Source organism: Streptomyces sp. GQFP (assembly GCF_021545335.1).
GTDB lineage: Bacteria > Actinomycetota > Actinomycetes > Streptomycetales > Streptomycetaceae > Streptomyces.
The window spans coordinates 5,631,712-5,651,698 of sequence record NZ_CP089312.1; the positions used below are offsets into that span (position 1 = coordinate 5,631,712).

The window sequence follows — 19,987 nt, forward strand, 5'->3', positions numbered from 1 at the left end:
GCGCAGGCCGGTTACGGCAGTTGAGGCTTCAATACCCAACTCCCCTTGCGCATCACGCCCTTGAGCGCGAAGTCCGCGTCGAGCAGTACCAGGTCCGCGTCCTTGCCCGGTTCCAGGGAGCCCACCCGGTCGTACATACCCAGCAGGCGGGCCGGGTTGGCGGAGAGGGCGGCGACCGCGTCCACGACGGGGATGTGGTCGACGGTGACCGCTCGGCGGAACGCGCGGTCCAGGGTGAGGGTCGAGCCCGCGATCGAGCCGCCCTCGACCAGCCGTGCCACGCCCTCGCTGACCTCGACCTCCAGCGGGCCGAGGAGGTAACGGCCGTCGCCGAAGCCGGCCGCGTCCATCGCGTCCGTGATGAACGCCACGCGGTCCGCTCCCGCGCTGTGGAAGGCGAGTTGGAGGGAGGCGGGGTGGAGGTGGGTTCCGTCGTTGATGAGTTCTACTGTGATCCGTTCGTCTTCCAGTAGCGCGGCGATCGGGCCCGGGGCGCGGTGGCCCAGCGCCGGCATCGCGTTGAAGAGGTGTGTCGCCACCGTCGCGCCCGCGTCGATGGCCTCCACCGTCTGTTCGTACGTCGCGTCCGTGTGGCCGATCGCCGCGATGACGCCGTGCTCGGCGAGCAGCCGTACGGAGTCGAGGCCGCCGGGGAGTTCGGTGGCGAGGGTGACCATGCGGGCGTGGCCGCGCGCCGCGTCGATCAGCTTGCGGACCTCCGCCGGGTCCGGGTCGCGCAGCAGCTCCTCGGAGTGGGCGCCCTTGCGGCACGGGGAGATGAAGGGGCCCTCGAAGTGGACGCCGGCGATGTCGCCCTGTTCGGCCAGTTCGGAGAGGAGGCCGGCCTGGGCGGTGAGGGTGTCCATGTCGCCGGTGACCGTGCTGGCTACGAGGGTGGTGGTGCCGTGGGTTCGGTGGGTGTGGATGCCCTTGAGTACGTCTTCCGCTGTGCCGGAGGTGAAGGAGGCTCCGCCGCCGCCGTGGTTGTGCAGGTCCACGAAACCGGGGATCAGCCAGTGGCCTCGTACGTCGATCTCGTGGGCGTTTTGGTGTGGGTGCTCGGCGATTCGCGTGCCCTCGATGGCCAGTTGGGCGCCGTCGGTGATTCCTGTGGGGAGTACCAGCTTGGCGCCCTTGAGTACCAGGTTGTGTGCGTGGTGCGGGGCGGTGGGGGCTGGTCGCGCAGTTCCCCGCGCCCCTAGGTGGGTTGCCATCAGGGCGTTGCCTCCGTGAGGTCGGTGACGGTCAGGAGATCCCAGGCCAGCAGGCCCGCGCCGAGGCAGCCTGCGGTGTCTCCGAGGGCTGCGGGGACGATGGTTGGGAGCTTTTGGAAGGTGATTCGCTGTTGTACGGCGGTGCGTAGCGGGGTGAACAGGGTGTCGCCCGCCTCTGCCAGGCCGCCGCCGATGATCAGGGTGCGGGGGTCCAGGAGGGTGAGGGCGGTGACCAGGCCGTCGGCCAGGGCGTCGATTGCCGCATGCCAGACTTCGTGGGCGCGTGGGTCGCCTGCGTCCACCGCTCTTGCGCAGTCCGCCGCGTCCGCGCCGGGGGTCTGCGAGGCCGTCGCCCAGGCCTCGCTCACCGCCGACGCCGATGCGTACCGTTCCAGGCAGCCTCGCTGGCCGCATGGGCAGGGGGTGCCGCCGGGGCGTACGACGATGTGGCCGATCTCGCCCGCGAAGCCGTGTGCGCCCGCCTCCACACGGCCGTCGATGCCGATCGCGCCCGCGATGCCGGTGCCGAGGGGGACGAAGAGGAAGCGGTCGGCTCCCTGGCCGGCCCCGATCCGGCCCTCCGCCAAGCCGCCCGTGCGGACGTCGTGGCCCAGGGCGACCGGCAGGCCGAGCCGTTCGGTGAGCAGGGCGCGCAGGGGTACGTCGCGCCAGCCGAGGTTCGCCGCGTAGACGGCGAGGCCCCGGTCGGCGTCGACGATGCCGGGGACGGAGACCCCGGCGGCCACGGCGCTCTCGCCGAGGTGGGCGATGCCGTGGGCGCGCAGGTCGGCGGCGAAGCCGAGGATCGTCTCGACCACGGCGTCGGGGCCGTGCTCGCGTCCGGTCGCACGGCGCGCCTGGTGCAGCAGGGCGCCGTCCGGCCCGATCAGGGCGGCTTTCATCGCGGTGCCGCCCACATCGAGGGCGATGACATGTCTCACGGGGACAGTGTGGCCCGTCGACCCGCAAGAGGTCTAGTCCACTCACGTGGTGTAGACCTGATGGCTCGGACAAATAAATTGAACGTACCAATGAACACATGTGTGAACGTTCGGTCGGGGTTTGGGGTTGAAGCAGTGCAGCGGCACAGGACAGGCATGATCGCGGCGGTGTCCGCACTCGGGATGACGGCGGCCCTCGGGGGCTGCGGAGCCACCGGCTCGGGTGAGGTCACCCTGAAGCTGGTCGCCGCCGACTACGGCGACTCCGACGCCAACAGCTCCCAGAAGTACTGGGACGACCTGGTCGCGGCGTACGAGGACGCCAACCCGGAGGTGAAGGTCGACGTCAGCGTCTACTCCTGGAACGACGTCGACCGCAAGGTCAAGGAGATGGTCGCCGCCGGTGACGCGCCCGACCTGGCGCAGATCGGCGCGTACGCCGACTACGCGGCCGAGGGCGACCTGTACCAGGCCGACGAGCTGCTCTCCATCCCGACGCAGGCCGACTTCGTCGCCCAGCTGGCCGACGCCGGCAAGGTCAAGCGCACCCAGTACGGCATGCCCTTCGCCGCCTCCACCCGCCTGCTCTTCTACAACAAGAAGCTCTTCACCGAGGCCGGTCTCACCCCGCCCACCACCTGGAGCGAGCTGGCCGCCGACGCCGCCGCGCTGAAGGAGACGGGCGTGAAATACCCGTACGCGCTGCCTCTCGGCCCCGAGGAGGCGCAGGCCGAGACCCTCCAGTGGCTGCTCAGCGGCGGCGACGGCTACACCAGCGCCGTCGGGACGTACGGCATCGACTCCCCGCAGAACATCAAGACGTTCACCTGGCTCAAGGACGAACTCGTCGACAAGGGCCTCACCGGTCCCGTCGCCCCCGGCAAGCTCAACCGGGCCGACGCCTTCGCCGCGTTCGCGCGCGGTGAGGTCGGCATGCTCAACGGCCATCCCTCGCTGATGAAGACGGCGGTGGCGCAGGGCGTGGACGTCGGCATGGTGCCGATGCCGGGGGAGGAGCGGTCGACGCGGGCCGCGATGGGCGTCGCCGACTGGATGATGGCGTTCAAGCAGAACGGCCACCGAAACGAGGTCGGCAAGTTCCTCGACTTCGTCTACGACGAGAAGAACGTGCTCGCCTTCTCGCGCAAGTACGACCTGCTGCCGGTCACCACCTCGGCCTCCACGGCGATGTCCGCCGCCGCCCAGGACAAGGACCTCGCCCCCTTCCTGGAGGAACTCCCGACCGCGCAGCTCTACCCGGTCGGCAAGACGTCCTGGGCGCAGGTCAGCGCGGACATCAAGAAGCGGATCGGTACGGCGTTCGCGGCGAACGGCAGCCCGGAAGCGGTCCTGACGACGCTTCAGGCGGAGGCCAACTCGGCGCAGAACGAGGCCGATTCCGCCGAATAGGGCGGTGCACGAAGGGCTGGGCGGCCGGAAATGTTGCACGGCCGAAACGCCCGGGGCATTGGACTCGACCCCATGGTGCGGGAGGCTCTACGCGCGTCCACAGAGCGTGACGCGTGTGCCTCCCCGGGGAGGGGTCTGCCGTGCGAGAAGTGTGGGGCGGGAGTCGTTGGCCGGTCTTCGCCGCCGTGACGGTTCTGAGCATGGGGTCCGTCCTGGTGCTGGGCGGCTGCGGCGCGAGCGGTGAGGGATCCGGCGGGGTCACCCTCACCGTGGTCGCCACGAACTACGGCGACGGCGTCGTCAAGAACTCGGAGTCGTACTGGAACCGGGTCGACACCGCCTTCGAGGCCGCCAACCCCGGCATCCGGATCGACGTCAAGGTGTACGAGCCCGGCGAGGCCGAGACGCAGGTCGCCAAGATGGTCGCGGCCGGCGACCCGCCCGACATCGCCCAGATCGGCAACTACGCGGACTACGCCGCCGACGGCCTCCTCTATCCGGCCGACGACCTGCTCTCCATCCGCGTCCAGGGCAACTTCCTGCCCAACCTCGTCGACGCGGGCACCACGGACCGCACCCAGTACGGCCTGCCCTTCCTCGCCTCGACCCGCCTCCTCTACGTCAACAAGACCCTCTTCGCCGAGGCCGACCTCGAACCCCCCACCACCTGGGCGGAGTTGAGGGACGCGGCGCAGATCCTGGACGAGCGGGGAGTGAAATACCCGTACGCGCTCCCCCTCGGCCCCGAGGAGGCGCAGGCGGAAACTCTCCAATGGCTGCTCGGCGGAGGCGGCGGATACACGGGTGACACCGGCGAGTACGACATCGCCTCCGCCCGGAACATCTCCACCCTCACCTGGCTGCGCGACCGCCTCGTGGGCGAGGGCCTGACCGGCCCGATCCCACCCGACCTCCTCAACCGCAAGGCCGCGCTCGAGGCCTTCGTGGACGGCGAGGCGGGCATGGTCAGCGCGCCCGGCGCGCTCGTACGGGACATCGCGCGGTCCGTCGACCCCGTGGCGTACGAGGCCGTCCCGATGCCGGGGCGCACGGCGGGCGTGATGACGGCGACGGTCGGTACGTCGGACTGGATCGCCGCGTTCAAGGACGGCGGCCATGTCGAGGAGATCGGTGAGTATCTCAACTTCCTGTACGAGGACAAGAACGTGGTGGATCTCGCGGGCACGTACCAGTTGCTGCCGGTGACGTCGTCGGCGTCCACGTCGATGCGGGCGAACAAGACGTACGAGGACCTGTGGGACGGCCTGGACGCGCTCGGCACCGCCCAGCTGTACCCGGTCGGCAAGCCGTCGTGGGCGGCCACGAGCCGGAACATCCAGAAGACGGTCGGTGGGGCTGTGGTGGGGGAGGGGGAGCCGGGGGAGGTGCTGGGGGCGATACAGCGGGCGGCGACGGTGGAGTGACTCCGGGTGTCAGTGGTGGGGGCTACGGTTCCTTGTATGAACGACGGGGAGCGGCTGGGCCGGCTTGGGCAACGCGAGCAGGACATTCTCGCGTTGGAGCGGCGGGGGTTCTCGGGGCCGGGGGCGAAGGAGCGGGCGATACGGGAGGAGCTGGGGTTGGCGCCTGTGCGCTACTACCAGCTGCTGAACGCGCTGCTGGACGATGAGCGGGCGTTGGCGTGTGATCCGGTGACGGTGAATCGGTTGCGGAGGGTGCGGGAGGGGAGGCGGGGTGAGCGGTAGGGGGTGCCGGGTTGGTTTCGCCCCCGCCGCCCCTACCCGTTCCCATCCCCTGGGGGCTGCGCCCCCAGACCCCCGCTGTCGGCCTGAACGGCCTCGTCCTCAAACGCCGGACGGGCTGGTTTGTCAGCCTGTCCGGCGTTTGAGGACAAGGGGGTTCGGGGGCGGAGCCCCCGAGGATGGGACGGGTAGGGGCGGCGGGGGCGAGGAAGATAGGGTCGGGACATGGACTCGCTGCCTACGCCCGTGACGCAGGCCGGGCGGGACGGGCTCGATGCCGTCCTGTCGCAGCCCCGCGGCGCCGTCGTCGTCCTCGACTTCGACGGAACCCTCGCTCCCATCGTCGCCGACCCCGAGCAGGCCCGCGCCCACCCCCGGACACTCGACGCCCTCTCCACCCTCGCCCCCCACATCGCCTCCGTCGCCGTCCTCACCGGCCGCCCCGCCGCCGTCGCCGTCCGGCTCGGCGGCTTCGCGGGCGCCCCCGGCCTCGAACACCTCACCGTCCTCGGCCACTACGGCACCGAACGCTGGGACGCCGCCACCGGCACGGTCACCGCCCCCGCCCCCCACCCCGGCGTCGCCGCCGTCCGCGCCGAACTCCCCGGATTCCTCGACCGCCACGGCGCCTCGCAGGGCACCTGGGTCGAAGAGAAGGGGCGGGCCGTCGCCGTCCACACCCGGCGTGCAGCGGACCCGCAGGCCGCCTTTGACGCCCTGCGCGAACCCCTCGCCGACCTCGCCACCCGCCACGGCCTCATCGTCGAACCCGGCCGCCTCGTACTGGAACTGCGCCCACCCGGCATGGACAAGGGCGTCGCCCTCCAGGAGTACGTCCGCGAGACCGGCGCCACCTCGGTCCTCTACGCCGGCGACGACCTCGGCGACCTCCCGGCGTTCGCGGCGGTGGAGAAGCTCCGCCAGAACGGCATCCCGGGGCTGCTGGTCTGCAGCGGCAACGGCACCGAGGAGGTCACGGAGATCGCGGAACGCGCCGACCTCGTCGTCGACGGGCCCGCCGGCGTCGTACACCTGCTTCACGTCCTTGGGCAGGCCGTCGTCAGTCGCTAGTCGTCAGTCGTTCAGTGCGGTCAGCTGGTCCAGGAACCACTGCGCCGGTGGCAGTGCCGTCGCCGCCGCTGCCAGGCGTTTCGTGCGTTCCGCCCGTTCCCCCGGCCCCATGTTCAGCGCCTCCTCCAGCGCCCGCGCCGTCTCCATCACGTCGTACGGGTTCACCACGATCGCGTCCTCGCCCAGCTCCTCGTACGCCCCCGCCTCCCGCGACAGCACCAGCGCGCACCCCTCGTCGGAGACCACCGGGATCTCCTTGGCGACCAGGTTCATGCCGTCGCGGATGGGGTTGACCAGGGCCACGTCGGCCAGGCGGTAGGCCGCCAGGGAGCGGGCGAAGTCGTCCTTCACGTGGAGGACGACCGGGGTCCAGGTCGGGGTGCCGTACGACGAGTTGATGTCGTCCGCCACTCGCTGAACCTCCGCCGTGTAGTCGCGGTAGACCGCCAGGTCCTGGCGGGAGGGGTACGCGAACGCCACGTGGACGACCCGTTCTCGCCACTCCGGGCGGTTCTCCAGCAGCTGCCGGTACGCCAGCAGGCCCCGCACGATGTTCTTCGACAGCTCGGTGCGGTCGACTCGGACGATGGTCTTTCGGTCGGTTCCGCCGATTTCCGCGCGCAGGGCCGCCATCCGGTCCGCCACGTCCGGCTCGTGCGCGCGTCGGCGCAGGAAGTCCGCGTCCGCGCCCAGGCCGTGCACCCCGATACGGGTGTCGCCCAGGCCGCCTAGCAGGTCCGTACAGCAGGCCGTGAACGCGTCGGCCCAGCGTTGGGTGAGGAAGCCCAGGCGGTCCGCGCCGAGCATGCCGCGCAGGAGCTGTGCGGAGATGTCGTACGGCAGCATCCGGAAGTAGTCCGCCGGTGCCCACGGCGTGTGGGAGAAGTGGCCGATGCGGAGGTCCGGGCGGAGGGCGCGCAGCATGCCGGGGACCAGGCACAGGTGGTAGTCCTGGACCACCACCGACGCGCCCTCGGCCGCCTCCTTCGCCAGCGCCTCCGCGAACGCGCGGTTGTAGGCCTCGTACGACGCCCACTGGCGCCGGAACTCCGCGTCGAAGACCGGCTCCAGCGGGGTCTGGTACAGCATGTGGTTCACGAACCAGAGCACCGAGTTGGCGATGCCGTTGTACGCGTCCGCGTGGACGTCGGCCGGGACCGCGAGCATCCGTACGCCCGGCTCGCCCTCGCCGCGCCGTACCGCCTCGCGGTCGCCGTCGCCGAGGGCCGAGCAGACCCACAGGGCGCCCGCGTCCGGGCCGATCGCCGAGAGCCCGGAGACCAGCCCGCCGCCGCCGCGCCTGGCGTGCAGCGAGCCGTCCTCGCGGACCTCGTACGTGACCGGGCCGCGGTTGGACGCGACCAGCACCCGGTAGTCGCCCGGACTGTGGCCCGGACTGTCCTGCACATCCTGTGCACCCTGCGTTGAAGCCATACGCCTCAACCTAGCCCGGGCCGGAAACACTCAAACGTACACACGTACGCCTCAGCCGTATACAAGCCCCCACGGGGCCCGCACTGGGCTACGCGGCCTTCCTTCGCGCGTACTCCGCGATGTCCGCCATCGGCGGGCGTTCCTCCGTGTCCACCGAGTACGTGCGTGGCTCGAAACCGTCCTCCCCGCGTTCGAACTGGGTGAGGGAGGGGCGGATCAGATGGCCGCGGGCCAGGCGGAGCTGGGCCGTGCGGTAGATCGCGGCGGACATCCGGCCCAGGGCCTGGCCGTCCTGGTGGCGGTGCTTGCGCACGCCCACGTCGACCTGGGCCAGCGCGTCGAGGCCGACCAGGTGCAGGGCGTCGATCAGCATGCCCAGCTCCACGCCGTAGCCGACGGGGAACGGGAGCTGTTCGAGGAGCGAGCGGCGGGCCGCGTACTCACCGCCGAGCGGCTGGACGAAACCGGCCAGCTGCGGCCAGTGCATGTTCAGGAGGGGGCGGGCCATGAGCTCGGTCACACGGCCGCCCTGGCCGGCCGCCTGGCCGAGCGGGCGGTCGTACATCGCCTTGACGAGGTCCACGCCGGGGTCGGTGAGCAGCGGGCCCACGATCCCGGAGACGAAGTCCGACGAGAACTCCTTCAGGTCGGCGTCGATGAAGCAGACGATGTCCCCGCTGGTGACCAGGAGCGAGCGCCACAGGACCTCGCCCTTGCCCGGCACGGCCGGGATACGCGGCAGGATGTCGTCGCGGTGGACGACCCGGGCGCCCGCCGCGGCGGCCACCTCGGAGGTGCGGTCGGTCGAGCCCGAGTCGATGACGACGATCTCGTCGACGAGGGGGACCTTCAGCATCAGGTCGCGGCGAATGACGGCGACGATCTCACCGACCGTCGCCTCTTCGTTGAGCGCGGGCAGGACGACACTCACCGTGGCGTTCGAGGAACGCTTCGCGGCGATCAGCTTCTTGAGCGGGCGGTCCTTGACGGACCAGGAGCGCGTGCTCAGCCAGCGCTCGACGTTCTCCAGCACGTGCGGCTCTCCCTTGCGTTCTCATTCGGGGAAGCGCGTGATCTTCATCTCGCGGTTCGGACGGCTCCCTCCACCATCCAAGCCTTCGGTTACAGTCTTGAACAACGCGGATGACCATCGCATGTCCGAGGTCGTCGGTGTTCACAACCTCACAACTTCATACCGCTCATCCAGAGGGGCAGAGGGATACGGCCCGTTGAAGCCCCGGCAACCCTCCAGCCGGTCTTGTCGCATGTCATGCGCGGGGCTGCCGGCTCGGGAAGGTGCCAAATCCGTCTCATGGCGAGATGCGCCATGAGGAAGATGAGGAGAAAGGGCCTCGCCTCCATGGCTGCGCAAACTGTCGAGAGCACCACGACGACCAGCAACAACTCCGTAGACCTCGGTCCCGCCGCCGCGCTCTCCTGCCGCGAATGCGGCCACCGTGTCCCGCTCGGTCCGGTGTTCGCCTGCGAGGAGTGTTTCGGCCCGCTGGAGATCGCCTACGACTTCTCCTCGTACGACACCGAGGAACTCCGCAAGCGCATCGAAGCGGGACCCGCGAACATCTGGCGCTACGCGCCGCTGCTGCCCGTCCCCGCGGACGTGGCCACCAAGCCCAACATCAACCCCGGCTGGACCAAGCTCGTCCAGGCCGACAACCTGGCCCGCGAGCTGGGCGTCGACGCCGGCAAGCTGTTCGTGAAGGACGACTCCGGCAACCCGACGCACTCCTTCAAGGACCGGGTCGTCGCCCAGGCCATCGAGGCCGCCCGCGTCTTCGGCTTCACCACCCTCTCCTGCTCCTCCACGGGCAACCTGGCCGGTGCCGTCGGCGCCGCCGCCGCCCGCGCCGGCTTCCGCTCCTGCGTGTTCATCCCGCACGACCTGGAGCAGGGCAAGGTCGTCATGGCCGCGGTGTACGGCGGTGAGCTGGTCGGCATCGAGGGCAACTACGACGACGTGAACCGTTTCTGCTCCGAGCTGATCGGCGACCCGGCCGGCGAGGGCTGGGGCTTCGTCAACGTCAACCTGCGGCCGTACTACGCGGAGGGCAGCAAGACCCTGGCGTACGAGATCTGCGAGCAGCTCGGCTGGCGGCTGCCGGACCAGCTCGTCGTGCCCATCGCCTCCGGGTCGCAGCTCACGAAGATCGACAAGGGGCTCCAGGAGCTGATCAAGCTCGGGCTCGTCGAGGACAAGCCGTACAAGATCTTCGGTGCGCAGGCGGAGGGGTGCTCGCCGGTGTCCGTGGCCTACAAGGCCGGGCAGGACGTCGTACGGCCGCAGAAGCCGAACACGATCGCGAAGTCGCTTGCGATCGGGAACCCTGCGGACGGGCCGTACGTGCTGGATATCGCGCGGCGGACGGGTGGGGCTGTCGAGGACGTCAATGACGAGCAGGTCGTTGACGCGATTCGGTTGCTTGCGCGGACCGAGGGGATCTTTGCGGAGACCGCCGGTGGGGTGACGGTGGGGGTCGCCAAGAAGCTGATCGAGAACGGGTTGCTGGATCCGACGCTCACGACCGTTGTGCTCAACACTGGTGATGGGCTCAAGACGTTGGACGCTGTGGCCGATACCGGGCTGACTGCGACGATTCGGCCCAGTCTTGAGTCGTTCCGGGATGCAGGGCTCGCTTCTTAAGAGGTAGTTGTTCGTCTGCGTCGCCGGTGGGGGCTGGTCGCGCAGTTCCCCGCGCCCCTTCGGGGGCGCTCCACCTGACCGGAGGTTCCATCGTGAGCGTCAAAGTCCGCATCCCCACCATCCTGCGTACCTACACCGGTGGGCAGGCCGAGGTGGCCGCCGAGGGCGGGACCCTTGCCGAGGTCATCGCTGATCTGGAGAAGAACCACACGGGGATCGCTGCCCGGGTGCTCGATGATCAGGGCAAGCTGCGGCGGTTCGTCAATGTGTACGTCAATGACGACGACGTCCGGTTCGAGCAGGGGCTGGAGACGGCGACGCCGGACGGTGCGGGTGTGTCGATCATTCCCGCTGTCGCGGGCGGCTGATCAAGGGTTCGGTACCCACCAGTAGTAACCGTCGGTAACTTCGATTACCGAGAGTTCATCGAATTGCCCCCTCCGTGAGAGAAGCGGAGGGGGCAATTCTGTATGGTTGAGCGGGGTACAGTTGGGGAAGCCGCACCACTTCGACTGCCGCACGAGTATGAATTCCTGCCGCGCACCCATTGAGAAGTAGCCAAAGTGTGCAGGCCTTTTGCGTTTTTTGCTCCCTTTGTGGGGCCCGACTTGCCCTGAATTCGCGTGAATTCTCCGCATATTCCATGACCTGGTCTGCCCGGATTTCTCGTCCGATTGACCTGTTGCAGAGGGCAGTTGGACAGATACATTCGGCCGCGGTCGACGCGTTCCGGCGCACACCCCCACCGGTTGGGGGGTGAGGTCTGACCCGGATCCGCGAAGTGTGGATCTGTGCAAGGGCCAGTAATAGGGGAGTTAGGCATGGCTCAGGGCACCGTCAAGTGGTTCAACGCGGAGAAGGGGTACGGCTTCATCGCGGTCGACGGTGGTGCGGATGTTTTCGTCCACTACAGCGCGATTCAGATGGACGGCTACCGCACCCTCGAGGAAGGTCAGCGGGTCGATTTCGAGATCTCGCAGGGCCAGAAGGGGCCGCAGGCGGACATGGTCCGTCTGGCGACCAGCTGAAGCACGCGCCGGCGCACCGCAGCGACGTTCTTCTTCCTTCATTGAAGGATTCGAAGGGCTCGTACCTCGTGGGACCTCACGGGGTGCGGGCCCTTCGGCGTGTCCGCATGCCTGTCGGCGTGCCTGTCGGCGTGCCTGTCAGTGGCCTACCGGCCCGTAGGCGTCCCCCTGTTCACCTGCGGATCTTCGAGAGCCGCTTGCACTCGACAGGGGCGAGTGCTAATCATTGGCGTTAGCACTCTGAAGGTGAGAGTGATAACGAAGGACCGGGTCGGTGAGGCCCGCAGGCCAGGTGGTGCAAGGAACCATCGGGGCAGGCTGGCCGTCCGTCGCGGGCGCCAACGCGGTCCGGAGCAATCCACCCCAGTCCGGGAGGACCACTTCACATGGCCAAGATCATCGCGTTCGACGAGGAGGCACGGCGCGGTCTCGAGCGCGGGATGAACCAGCTCGCCGACGCCGTCAAGGTCACCCTTGGCCCCAAGGGCCGCAACGTCGTCCTCGAGAAGAAGTGGGGCGCCCCCACGATCACCAACGATGGTGTTTCCATCGCCAAGGAGATCGAGCTTGAGGACCCGTACGAGAAGATCGGCGCCGAGCTGGTCAAGGAAGTCGCGAAGAAGACGGACGACGTAGCCGGCGACGGCACGACGACCGCGACCGTCCTGGCCCAGGCGCTGGTCAAGGAAGGTCTGCGCAACGTGGCCGCGGGTGCGAACCCGATGGCCCTGAAGCGCGGCATCGAGAAGGCCGTCGAGGCCGTCTCCGGTGCGCTGCTCGACCAGGCCAAGGAGGTCGAGACCAAGGAGCAGATCGCTTCGACCGCCTCCATCTCCGCCGCCGACACGCAGATCGGCGAGCTCATCGCCGAGGCGATGGACAAGGTCGGCAAGGAAGGCGTCATCACCGTCGAGGAGTCCCAGACCTTCGGTCTGGAGCTGGAACTCACCGAGGGTATGCGCTTCGACAAGGGCTACATCTCGGCGTACTTCGCGACCGACATGGAGCGCATGGAGGCGTCGCTCGAGGACCCCTACATCCTCATCGCCAACTCCAAGATCTCCTCGGTCAAGGACCTGCTCCCGCTCCTGGAGAAGGTCATGCAGTCGGGCAAGCCGCTGCTGATCATCGCCGAGGACGTGGAGGGCGAGGCCCTCTCGACCCTGGTCGTCAACAAGATTCGCGGGACCTTCAAGTCCGTCGCGGTCAAGGCCCCGGGCTTCGGCGACCGCCGCAAGGCGATGCTGAACGACATCGCGATCCTCACGGGTGGCGAGGTCATCTCCGAGGAGGTCGGTCTCAAGCTCGAGAACACCTCCCTGGACCTCCTGGGCCGGGCGCGCAAGGTCGTCATCACCAAGGACGAGACGACGATCGTCGACGGCGGCGGCTCCGCCGACCAGGTCGCCGGCCGGGTCAACCAGATCCGCGCCGAGATCGAGAACAGCGACTCGGACTACGACCGCGAGAAGCTCCAGGAGCGCCTGGCGAAGCTCGCGGGCGGCGTGGCCGTCATCAAGGCCGGTGCCGCGACCGAGGTCGAGCTCAAGGAGCGCAAGCACCGCATCGAGGACGCCGTTCGCAACGCGAAGGCGGCCGTCGAGGAGGGCATCGTCGCCGGTGGTGGCGTGGCCCTGCTGCAGGCTTCCTCGGTCTTCGAGAAGCTGGAGCTGACGGGTGACGAGGCGACCGGCGCGAACGCCGTGCGGCTCGCCCTGGAGGCCCCGCTCAAGCAGATCGCCGTCAACGGTGGCCTCGAGGGCGGCGTCATCGTCGAGAAGGTGCGCAACCTTCCCGTCGGCCACGGCCTCAACGCCGCGACCGGTGAGTACGTCGACATGATCGCCGAGGGCATCATCGACCCGGCGAAGGTGACGCGCTCCGCGCTGCAGAACGCGGCGTCCATCGCCGCGCTCTTCCTCACCACCGAGGCCGTCATCGCCGACAAGCCGGAGAAGGCCGCGGCCCCGGCGGGCGGCGGCATGCCGGGCGGTGACATGGACTTCTGATCCTTCAGGGGATCGGCAGTTCATCGCGTACGAGTTCGAGGGCGGTACCTCTCTTCAAGGGGGGTGCCGCCCTCGGGCGTTTGCGGGACCATTGACGGGTGCTGTTCGGGGGAACTGGCGGAAGACGCGGCAGTCGGTACGGAGGGGGACCCGGGGGTCCTGGCCAACCGGGGCCGCCTCCTGAGCCCGCGCCCGAGACGTCGCTGCCGGAGCGGGCGCCGCTCAAGGGGCGGGGGGTTCATACGGCGTTCGTGGGTGGGGGAGTGGGGCTGGCGGGGCTGGTCTTCTTCTTCCTTACTGTGCAGGGCCCAGGCGGGGGCATGACTGCGGGCTCCCCGCCGGACCCGGGGGGCGGCCCGGCCGTGACCGCTTCGCCGGTGCGGCCGACGATGGGCGGCGGGGACGGGGGAAGCGGGGACGGGGGAAGCGGGCCGACGGCTGAGCCGACCGTGGCGGGGACCGAGCGCCCTGGGGCGAGCGAAACCGCGTCGGACGGTGGCACCACGGACACGACCGGACAGCCCAGCAACGGGCCGCCTCCGCCTCCCTCTTCGGACCCGGTACCCGTGACCTGGGTGCCCTTCTTCTCGGGTGACGTGACGCTGGACGAGTCCCCGCTCGACTTCGACCGGGCCCCGCCCCGGCCGGGCAGCGCCGACGACGCGGCGGCGGGCGTGGCCGAAGGCCAGGTGTACGTAGTGGTCGGGCGAGCCCAGGTATTGGCGAAAGCGGTGCCCGGCTCGACGGTCTCCTCGCCGGAGGATTGTGTCGACCTGCTCCGGGCGACCAGGCCGACCCCGGACCGCGTACCGGTGGCCGCAGACGACAGCCTCTGCCTCCTTACCGACGAGAAGCGCATCGTGCTCCTCTACGTCACGGCCACGTCGGCCCCGGCGGGCACCGCGGCGACAGCCGTGGAGGTGTGGGAGCAGTCGGCGGACTGACCAGGGCCGCACCCGCGCAGTGGCCCGGATCACAGCGAGTCGTGCCCGGATGCCGGAATGAGCGGACGCTCAGCCGTAGTTGATGCACATGCATGCACATAGGCCCAGCCCTGTGCGTCAACCGCACCTCCGCTTGTCTCCTGCCCCCTCCCCAAGGAGCCCCCACGTGACAGCCCCCACCTCCACCCAGACCTCCCGCGCGGCCCAGATCCTCTCCCGGCCCCTCACCGTGAACGGGCTCACCGTGCCGAACCGGATCGTGATGGCGCCGATGACGCGCCAGTTCTCGCCCGGTGGAGTCCCCGGGGAGAACGTGGCCTCGTACTACTCGCGTCGGGCCGCGGCGGGCGTCGGCCTGATCGTCACCGAGGGCACGTACGTCGGGCACGACTCCGCCGGGCAGAGCGACAGCATCCCCCGTTTCCACGGCGAGGAGCAGCTCGCGGGGTGGGCGAAGGTCGCCGAGGCCGTGCACGCGGCGGGCGGGAATATCGTGCCGCAGCTGTGGCACATCGGCATGGTCAGGGAGGCCGGGCAGCCCCCGTACGCCGACGCCCCGCCCGTCGGCCCGTCCGGGCTGCGGCTGGACGGCACCGCCGGTACCGGCGGCAGGGCGATGACGCAGGACGACCTGGACGACGTCATCGACGCGTTCGTCGAGGCCGCGGTGGCCGCCGAGCGCATCGGCTTCGACGGGGTCGAACTGCATGGCGCCCACGGCTACCTGATCGACCAGTTCCTGTGGGCCGGCACCAACCGCCGCACGGACGCGTACGGGGGTGACGTGGTCGCCCGTACGAAGTTCGCGGCGGAGATCGTGGCCGCCGTGAGGGAGGCGGTGTCCGCGTCGTTCCCCATCATCTTCCGGTACTCCCAGTGGAAGGGCCCCATCTACGACGCCCGCATCGCCGGGACCCCCGAGGAGCTGGAGTCGATCCTGACCCCGCTCGCCGCGGCCGGCGTCGACGCCTTCCACGCCTCCACGCGCCGTTACTGGCTCCCGGAGTTCGACGGCTCCGACCTCAACCTGGCCGGCTGGACGAAGAAGCTCACCGGCAGGCCGACCGTCACCGTCGGCTCGGTCGGCCTCGACGGCGACTTCATGCGGGGCTTCGCGGGCGAGGGCGCGCCGCTCAAGAGCATCGACGACCTCCTGGACCGCCTGGAGAACGAGGAGTTCGACCTGGTCGCGGTCGGACGCGCGCTGCTTCAGGACCCGGAGTGGGCGGCGAAGGTGCTGGAGGGCAGGACCGGTGAGCTGAAGGCGTACGACGCGGCGGCGCTGGGGTCGCTGAGCTAGATCCGGTCCGACAAGGGCTGGGTCCGGTCCGACCAGAGGGTGAACCAGTCGTCCGTAAGATTTCCGCCAAAATTGCTGACAATTTTGCGGGCGATTGGTTCGCTTTGCTGGCCGCTTGTCGGCCACCCGCCTCCGCTGTCACTGGAGACACAGACGGTCTTAAGGAACTGTTGTTGAACTGTGCGGCGTCCGAACGAGCCGCGAAGACAGGAGACAGCGATGAAGCGCAGGTCAGTGGTGATGGGACTCACGGCTGCGGCTGTTGCGATGCCCGCCGTACCCGCGATGGGGCTCGTGGCGGACGCGACCGCATCCCTCGTCTTCGACCCGGCCGCCCACACCGAGCAGACGGTGACCGTCACCGACACCACCAGTACCGCCCACGAGGTGGTCTACCGCTTCAACAAGGGCCGGGTGCCCGGGAACGTGAACCGGATCTTCTCGTCGGGTGTCAGCGCGGGCGGGGCGTTGTCGTCACTGCTGGGCGCGTCCGGGGACAGCCCGCTGTACGAGCCGTACCTGGAGGCGATCGGGGCGGCCGACGCGAGCGACGCGATCTTCGGGACCGGCGCGTGGTGTCCGATCACGGACCTCGAACACGCGGACATGGCGTACGAGTGGTGCTGGGGGGCGAACCCGCTGGCCAGCAGCGGCGCACAGGTGGACCAGACGCTGTCGGCCGAGCTGAGGACGGCGTACGGCGAGCATGTGGCGTCGCTCGGCCTGCGGGCGGAGGGGTACGGCAGACTCACCGCCCGCAATCTCGACGAGTACCTGCTGAAGACGTTCATGGAACCGTCGGCGACGAAGTACCTGACGGCCCTGTCGGCCGAGGCCCGCGCGGCCTACCTGGCCGCGAACCCGTTCATCACCTGGTCCGGGGGCAAGGCCCGCTTCACCTGGGCGGACTTCCGCGCCCACGTGGGCGCGCGGAAGAAGAACGTGCCCTCCTTCGACACCTTCGACATGGCCAGCCCCGAGAACAACCTCTTCGGTACGGGAACCACCCGGGCCCGCCACTTCACCCTCTGGAGCCTCCGCCACGAGAACGGCGACAGCGCCCGCCTCGACGCGGACATCCCGGAGAAGCTCGCCCTGATGAACCCGATGCACCACCTCGCCGACAAGGCCAACGCCAAGCGCTCCAAGCACTGGTGGATCCGCCTCGGCACGAACGACACGGACACGTCCCACACGGTCGCGGGCAACCTGCACGCACGGCTGGAGCAGCTGGAGCAGCTGGGGGACGACGTCGACACGTCGTACTACTGGGACGCGGGGCATGGGGCGGATCAGGATCCGGGGGACTTTGTGACGTGGATCGGGGAGGTGTCGGGTTACTCGAAGGGGCGGGGTGCCGACTCGCCCGCGTCGCCCAGGCCGTAGCGGTCGCGGCTAGCGAGAGGCCCGTACGCAGAACTCATGGCCGTCCGGATCGGCCATCACCACCCAGTCGACCTCGCCCTGGCCGATGTCGATCCGCGTCGCCCCGAGGGAGACGAGACGGGCGACCTCCGCCTGCCGATCACCCTCGGCAGGAGCACGACGCCGTCGTACGGGTCGTCGGCGACCAGCTCCCAGTCCAGGAAACCGGCCCAGAAGCGGGCGAGACCCAGTGGGTCGTTCGCGTCGAAACAGAGCGCGTGAAGGTGGGACGTCATGGCGTCGGCATCTCCGATCCGCTGACTCACAGCCGCAGGCAGAGGCGGGGTCTCCCTGCCCATGAGGCAATCAACGCCAGGGCGCCCGCGAACTCCCACGCAACGCGATTTGTTCGCGGCGTCCCGTCGGCGGAAATTGGCTGTCAACCTTTGGCGGCCCGCAGTGCTCTGAAGGGGGGTGACAGCGGACAGGGCCCCTTGCCGGGGCCCGGAAGGGAGAACAGATGCCGGAGAACGGCCGGGGCTCCGAGGCGCCGGAGAGATCCCAGGCGCCCGAGAGCTTCGAAGCCTTCGCCCGGGCGAGTCAGAGACGGTTGTTCCGGATCGCGTACCTGCTGTGCGGGGACATGGACACGGCCGGGGACCTGACGCAGACCACGCTCGCCAAGATGTTCCAGAACTGGCGGCGGGCGGGTGCCGCCGACAACATCGAGGCCTATGCCACGACCGTGCTGACCCGTACCTTCCTGGCCGAGCGGCGGCGCCGGCTGCGGGACCTGCTGGAGCACCGCAGGTCCGGCTCCCGTCCCGTGCCCGACCACACCGATCTGCGGGTGACCCTGCTGTCGGCGCTGGCCGGGCTGCCGCCCAAGGCCCGGGCCATGGTCGTGCTGCGGTACTGGGAGGACCAGAGCGTCGAGTCCGTCGCCGAGCTCATGAAGTGCAGCGAGTCCACGGTCAAGAGCCAGTGCTCACGCTCCCTGGGGAAGCTGCGCGCCCAGCTGGGCGAGGCCCACATCTACACCGCAGGGAGCTGAGGAACCGTCATGGGAAACGACATGCCTGAAGAGGACCGCCCGAGCGCCCTGCTGGTCAGGGACGCGATGGAACGTACGGTGGCGGAGCTGCCGTTCCACGACCTGGTGCCCGGCGCGGTCGCCCAGGGCAGGCGCCGCAAAGCGCGTGCCCGGCTCGCGATCGTCGCCGGGATCGTCTGCGTGGTCGGGGCGGTGGTGCTCGGCTCCGTGACGCTGCCGGTCGGGGGCGGCGGTCGTACGACGGTCCGCCCTGCCGCGAGCGCCACACCCGAGCCCGAGCCAGAGCCGACGCCGTACCGCACGCCGGTCCACATCGAACCCACGAGCGACGAGGAATCGTCCATGGCCGATCTGCCGGTCGCCGAACGGGAACGGCGGGAGGAGTTCCAGCAGCGGGCGGCCGTCCTCCTGGACAAGCTGCTGCCGGACGCGGTCGGCCTGATCAGGCCGGTGGACCTGGAGGTGCGGCGCTACCAGGGCGAGACCGAGGACGGGAAGGTGTTCCCGGTCATCTTCTCCGTACGGCCGTCCGGAGAGGACTCCGGCCCGAAGAGCTGCCCGTCCGACCCCGGTGCCCTCAAGGGCGGAAGCTGCGAGCAGGCCACGCTGCCCGGTGGCATCAAGGCAACCGCGTACCGCATGATCTCCGACTTGCCGGAGACCACGGCCACCCTGGTCACCTTCTCCTACGGGGACAGTGACGTCTCACTCACGGTCAACCCGGACGAGGACGCCACCACCTCCGCCCCGGTCACCATGGAGAAACTGGTGGCGACGGTCAGCGACCCCCGCTTCCTCGACCTGGTGCGGTACGCGGACGAGAACCCGATGCAGGAGAGGCAGACGTCCATCGCGGGCGGGTGAGGGCCGGGGCCGATGCCGGGGGCCACGCTGTCCGTGGGGTGGCCTCCGGCGGCTCAGTCGGCGTAGTCCTTGAGTTTCTCGGTGTTGAGGGTGACGTTCACGGGGGCGGGGAGTTCGACCACGGCTCCGTACGGGTACGAAGGGTGCTGCTGGTAGGTCCCGTTCTTCGGCTCGCTGTACACGACCAGGGTGTCGTTGTCGCGGTCGATCAGCAGATAGACCGGGATGCCTGCCTCCGCGTAGCCGCGCACCTTGTCGATGCGGTCTCGTCGGTCGGTGTCGCGGTCGTGGGAGGTGACTTCCACGACCATGAGGACACCCTCCGGCGAGGCCCAGTTCTTGTCCTCGGCGATGAAGTGATCCAACGGCGCCAACGCGGCGTCCGCCGTGGCGTTCCCTTTGCGGTAGGCGCCGATCTTGAGGTCCTGTTCGTGGTACATGGCGAGTTCGGGGCGCAGTTGCATGAACAGCCGAATGAGCCACACCACAATGGCCCTGTGGCGGTTGTCCGGCAACGGCTTGACCTCTAGCTTTCCGTCGATGAGTTCGAGCTTCACGCCCTCGGGAGCCCTACGGGCCAGCTCCTCGAAGTCCTCGACCTCGATGTGATCGCCCTTGACGTACAGCCGTCCATCGAGGAATTCGAGCTGTACGTTTTCGGGGGCCTTACCGGCCAGCTCTTCGAAGTCCTCTCGGGACATCTGCGGGCGCCTGGTGCCAAAGGTCATGGTGGACTCGCCTCCTTCCCACCATGGTGCCCCGGCTGTATGCCTCCGGACCGTTGGAGCGGTCATACGTGTTGCCTTTCGGGTCGGCCGGGAATCTCGGTCATGGCGTGGTGCTCCGCGCCATGTACCTCTTGAGGCTTTCGGTGTTCAACGCGACGTCCACCGGGGAGGGGAGCTGGACGGTCGTCCCCCAAGGGCACGAGGCGGCGAGTTGGTAGCGACCGTCCTTGGGCTCGCTGAGGATGGTGATGGTGTTCCGGGCT

The 19,987-nt window shown here is 69.3% G+C and carries 19 protein-coding genes and 1 riboswitch; of the genes, 13 read left to right on the forward strand and 6 right to left on the reverse strand.

Going from position 1 to position 19,987, the window contains the following annotated elements:
* Nucleotides 1–11: 11 nt before the first annotated feature.
* Nucleotides 12–1,214, reverse strand: a complete 1,203-nt coding sequence (gene nagA, locus LUX31_RS25140) for an N-acetylglucosamine-6-phosphate deacetylase (protein ID WP_235477222.1) — start codon at nt 1,212–1,214, stop codon at nt 12–14.
* Nucleotides 1,214–2,155: an ROK family protein gene (locus tag LUX31_RS25145; protein ID WP_235477223.1), complete on the reverse strand. Its 942-nt coding sequence runs from the start codon at nt 2,153–2,155 to the stop codon at nt 1,214–1,216. The genes nagA and LUX31_RS25145 overlap by 1 nt, the downstream gene beginning before the upstream one ends.
* A 156-nt stretch (nt 2,156–2,311) precedes the next feature.
* Here LUX31_RS25145 and LUX31_RS25150 point away from each other — a divergent pair, with 156 nt between their 5' ends.
* From LUX31_RS25150 to otsB, 4 genes are all read left to right on the forward strand, one after another.
* A complete protein-coding gene (locus LUX31_RS25150; protein WP_235477227.1) occupies nt 2,312–3,565 on the forward strand; it encodes an ABC transporter substrate-binding protein in 1,254 nt (417 codons plus the stop codon).
* Between the two features lie 200 nt (nt 3,566–3,765).
* Complete coding sequence (locus tag LUX31_RS25155) at nt 3,766–4,989, forward strand: extracellular solute-binding protein (RefSeq protein ID WP_235477228.1); 1,224 nt, start codon at nt 3,766–3,768, stop codon at nt 4,987–4,989.
* Between the two features lie 36 nt (nt 4,990–5,025).
* Complete coding sequence (locus LUX31_RS25160; protein ID WP_235477229.1) at nt 5,026–5,271, forward strand: DUF3263 domain-containing protein; 246 nt, start codon at nt 5,026–5,028, stop codon at nt 5,269–5,271.
* Nucleotides 5,272–5,493: 222 nt separating this feature from the next.
* Nucleotides 5,494–6,339 carry a trehalose-phosphatase gene (gene otsB / locus LUX31_RS25165; protein WP_235477230.1) on the forward strand — a complete coding sequence of 282 codons (846 nt, stop codon included), beginning with the start codon at nt 5,494–5,496 and terminating at the stop codon, nt 6,337–6,339.
* 3 nt (nt 6,340–6,342) lie between these two features.
* Here the strand turns inward: otsB and LUX31_RS25170 are convergent, their stop codons facing one another.
* Both LUX31_RS25170 and LUX31_RS25175 read right to left on the reverse strand, forming a co-directional pair.
* Entirely contained in the window at nt 6,343–7,773 is a 1,431-nt protein-coding gene (locus LUX31_RS25170; protein ID WP_235477231.1) for an alpha,alpha-trehalose-phosphate synthase (UDP-forming), read from the reverse strand.
* A gap of 88 nt (nt 7,774–7,861) precedes the next feature.
* Entirely contained in the window at nt 7,862–8,806 is a 945-nt protein-coding gene (locus LUX31_RS25175) for a glucosyl-3-phosphoglycerate synthase (RefSeq protein WP_235477232.1), read from the reverse strand.
* A 163-nt stretch (nt 8,807–8,969) separates the two neighbouring features.
* A riboswitch (SAM riboswitch) is annotated at nt 8,970–9,116 on the forward strand.
* 17 nt (nt 9,117–9,133) lie between these two features.
* Here LUX31_RS25175 and thrC point away from each other — a divergent pair.
* The 7 genes from thrC to LUX31_RS25210 all read left to right on the forward strand — a co-directional run bounded on the left by thrC (nt 9,134) and on the right by LUX31_RS25210 (nt 17,099).
* Nucleotides 9,134–10,432, forward strand: coding sequence for a threonine synthase (gene thrC / locus LUX31_RS25180; RefSeq protein WP_235477233.1), 1,299 nt, complete (start codon nt 9,134–9,136; stop codon nt 10,430–10,432).
* Nucleotides 10,433–10,524: 92 nt separating this feature from the next.
* Nucleotides 10,525–10,800 carry a MoaD/ThiS family protein gene (locus LUX31_RS25185; protein ID WP_235477234.1) on the forward strand — a complete coding sequence of 92 codons (276 nt, stop codon included), beginning with the start codon at nt 10,525–10,527 and terminating at the stop codon, nt 10,798–10,800.
* Between the two features lie 453 nt (nt 10,801–11,253).
* Complete coding sequence (locus LUX31_RS25190) at nt 11,254–11,460, forward strand: cold-shock protein (RefSeq protein WP_019057200.1); 207 nt, start codon at nt 11,254–11,256, stop codon at nt 11,458–11,460.
* 386 nt (nt 11,461–11,846) lie between these two features.
* Nucleotides 11,847–13,469: a chaperonin GroEL gene (gene groL, locus LUX31_RS25195; RefSeq protein ID WP_235477236.1), complete on the forward strand. Its 1,623-nt coding sequence runs from the start codon at nt 11,847–11,849 to the stop codon at nt 13,467–13,469.
* A 566-nt stretch (nt 13,470–14,035) separates the two neighbouring features.
* Complete coding sequence (locus tag LUX31_RS25200) at nt 14,036–14,413, forward strand: hypothetical protein (RefSeq protein ID WP_235477238.1); 378 nt, start codon at nt 14,036–14,038, stop codon at nt 14,411–14,413.
* A 166-nt stretch (nt 14,414–14,579) separates the two neighbouring features.
* Nucleotides 14,580–15,713, forward strand: a complete 1,134-nt coding sequence (locus LUX31_RS25205; RefSeq protein WP_235477239.1) for an NADH:flavin oxidoreductase — start codon at nt 14,580–14,582, stop codon at nt 15,711–15,713.
* A gap of 219 nt (nt 15,714–15,932) precedes the next feature.
* The gene (locus LUX31_RS25210; protein ID WP_235477241.1) at nt 15,933–17,099 is read left to right on the forward strand and encodes a subtype B tannase; all 1,167 of its coding nucleotides are present in this window, start codon (nt 15,933–15,935) and stop codon (nt 17,097–17,099) included.
* Nucleotides 17,100–17,108: 9 nt separating this feature from the next.
* Here the strand turns inward: LUX31_RS25210 and LUX31_RS37965 are convergent, their stop codons facing one another.
* On the reverse strand, nt 17,109–17,444 hold the full coding sequence (locus LUX31_RS37965; RefSeq protein ID WP_443046001.1) for a VOC family protein: 336 nt from the start codon (nt 17,442–17,444) through the stop codon (nt 17,109–17,111).
* A gap of 154 nt (nt 17,445–17,598) precedes the next feature.
* Between LUX31_RS37965 and LUX31_RS25220 the strand changes: the two genes are divergently transcribed.
* On the forward strand, nt 17,599–18,132 hold the full coding sequence (locus tag LUX31_RS25220; RefSeq protein ID WP_235477247.1) for a SigE family RNA polymerase sigma factor: 534 nt from the start codon (nt 17,599–17,601) through the stop codon (nt 18,130–18,132).
* 9 nt (nt 18,133–18,141) lie between these two features.
* Complete coding sequence (locus LUX31_RS25225) at nt 18,142–18,996, forward strand: hypothetical protein (RefSeq protein WP_235477249.1); 855 nt, start codon at nt 18,142–18,144, stop codon at nt 18,994–18,996.
* Nucleotides 18,997–19,049: 53 nt separating this feature from the next.
* Here the strand turns inward: LUX31_RS25225 and LUX31_RS25230 are convergent, their stop codons facing one another.
* Nucleotides 19,050–19,724 (reverse strand): Uma2 family endonuclease, encoded by a 675-nt coding sequence (locus tag LUX31_RS25230; RefSeq protein WP_235477251.1) that lies wholly within the window; start codon nt 19,722–19,724, stop codon nt 19,050–19,052.
* Nucleotides 19,725–19,987: the final 263 nt, after the last annotated feature.

Coding starts and splice junctions, on each gene's coding strand:
- nagA (WP_235477222.1), bottom strand. CDS start 1,214: ATGGCAACCCACCTAGGGGCGCGGGGAACTGCGCGACCAGCCCCCACC.
- LUX31_RS25225 (WP_235477249.1), top strand. CDS start 18,142: ATGGGAAACGACATGCCTGAAGAGGACCGCCCGAGCGCCCTGCTGGTC.
- LUX31_RS25210 (WP_235477241.1), top strand. CDS start 15,933: ATGAAGCGCAGGTCAGTGGTGATGGGACTCACGGCTGCGGCTGTTGCG.
- LUX31_RS25170 (WP_235477231.1), bottom strand. CDS start 7,773: ATGGCTTCAACGCAGGGTGCACAGGATGTGCAGGACAGTCCGGGCCAC.
- LUX31_RS25155 (WP_235477228.1), top strand. CDS start 3,766: ATGGGGTCCGTCCTGGTGCTGGGCGGCTGCGGCGCGAGCGGTGAGGGA.
- groL (WP_235477236.1), top strand. CDS start 11,847: ATGGCCAAGATCATCGCGTTCGACGAGGAGGCACGGCGCGGTCTCGAG.
- thrC (WP_235477233.1), top strand. CDS start 9,134: ATGGCTGCGCAAACTGTCGAGAGCACCACGACGACCAGCAACAACTCC.
- LUX31_RS25160 (WP_235477229.1), top strand. CDS start 5,026: ATGAACGACGGGGAGCGGCTGGGCCGGCTTGGGCAACGCGAGCAGGAC.
- LUX31_RS25230 (WP_235477251.1), bottom strand. CDS start 19,724: ATGACCTTTGGCACCAGGCGCCCGCAGATGTCCCGAGAGGACTTCGAA.
- otsB (WP_235477230.1), top strand. CDS start 5,494: ATGGACTCGCTGCCTACGCCCGTGACGCAGGCCGGGCGGGACGGGCTC.
- LUX31_RS25220 (WP_235477247.1), top strand. CDS start 17,599: ATGCCGGAGAACGGCCGGGGCTCCGAGGCGCCGGAGAGATCCCAGGCG.
- LUX31_RS25190 (WP_019057200.1), top strand. CDS start 11,254: ATGGCTCAGGGCACCGTCAAGTGGTTCAACGCGGAGAAGGGGTACGGC.
- LUX31_RS25150 (WP_235477227.1), top strand. CDS start 2,312: ATGATCGCGGCGGTGTCCGCACTCGGGATGACGGCGGCCCTCGGGGGC.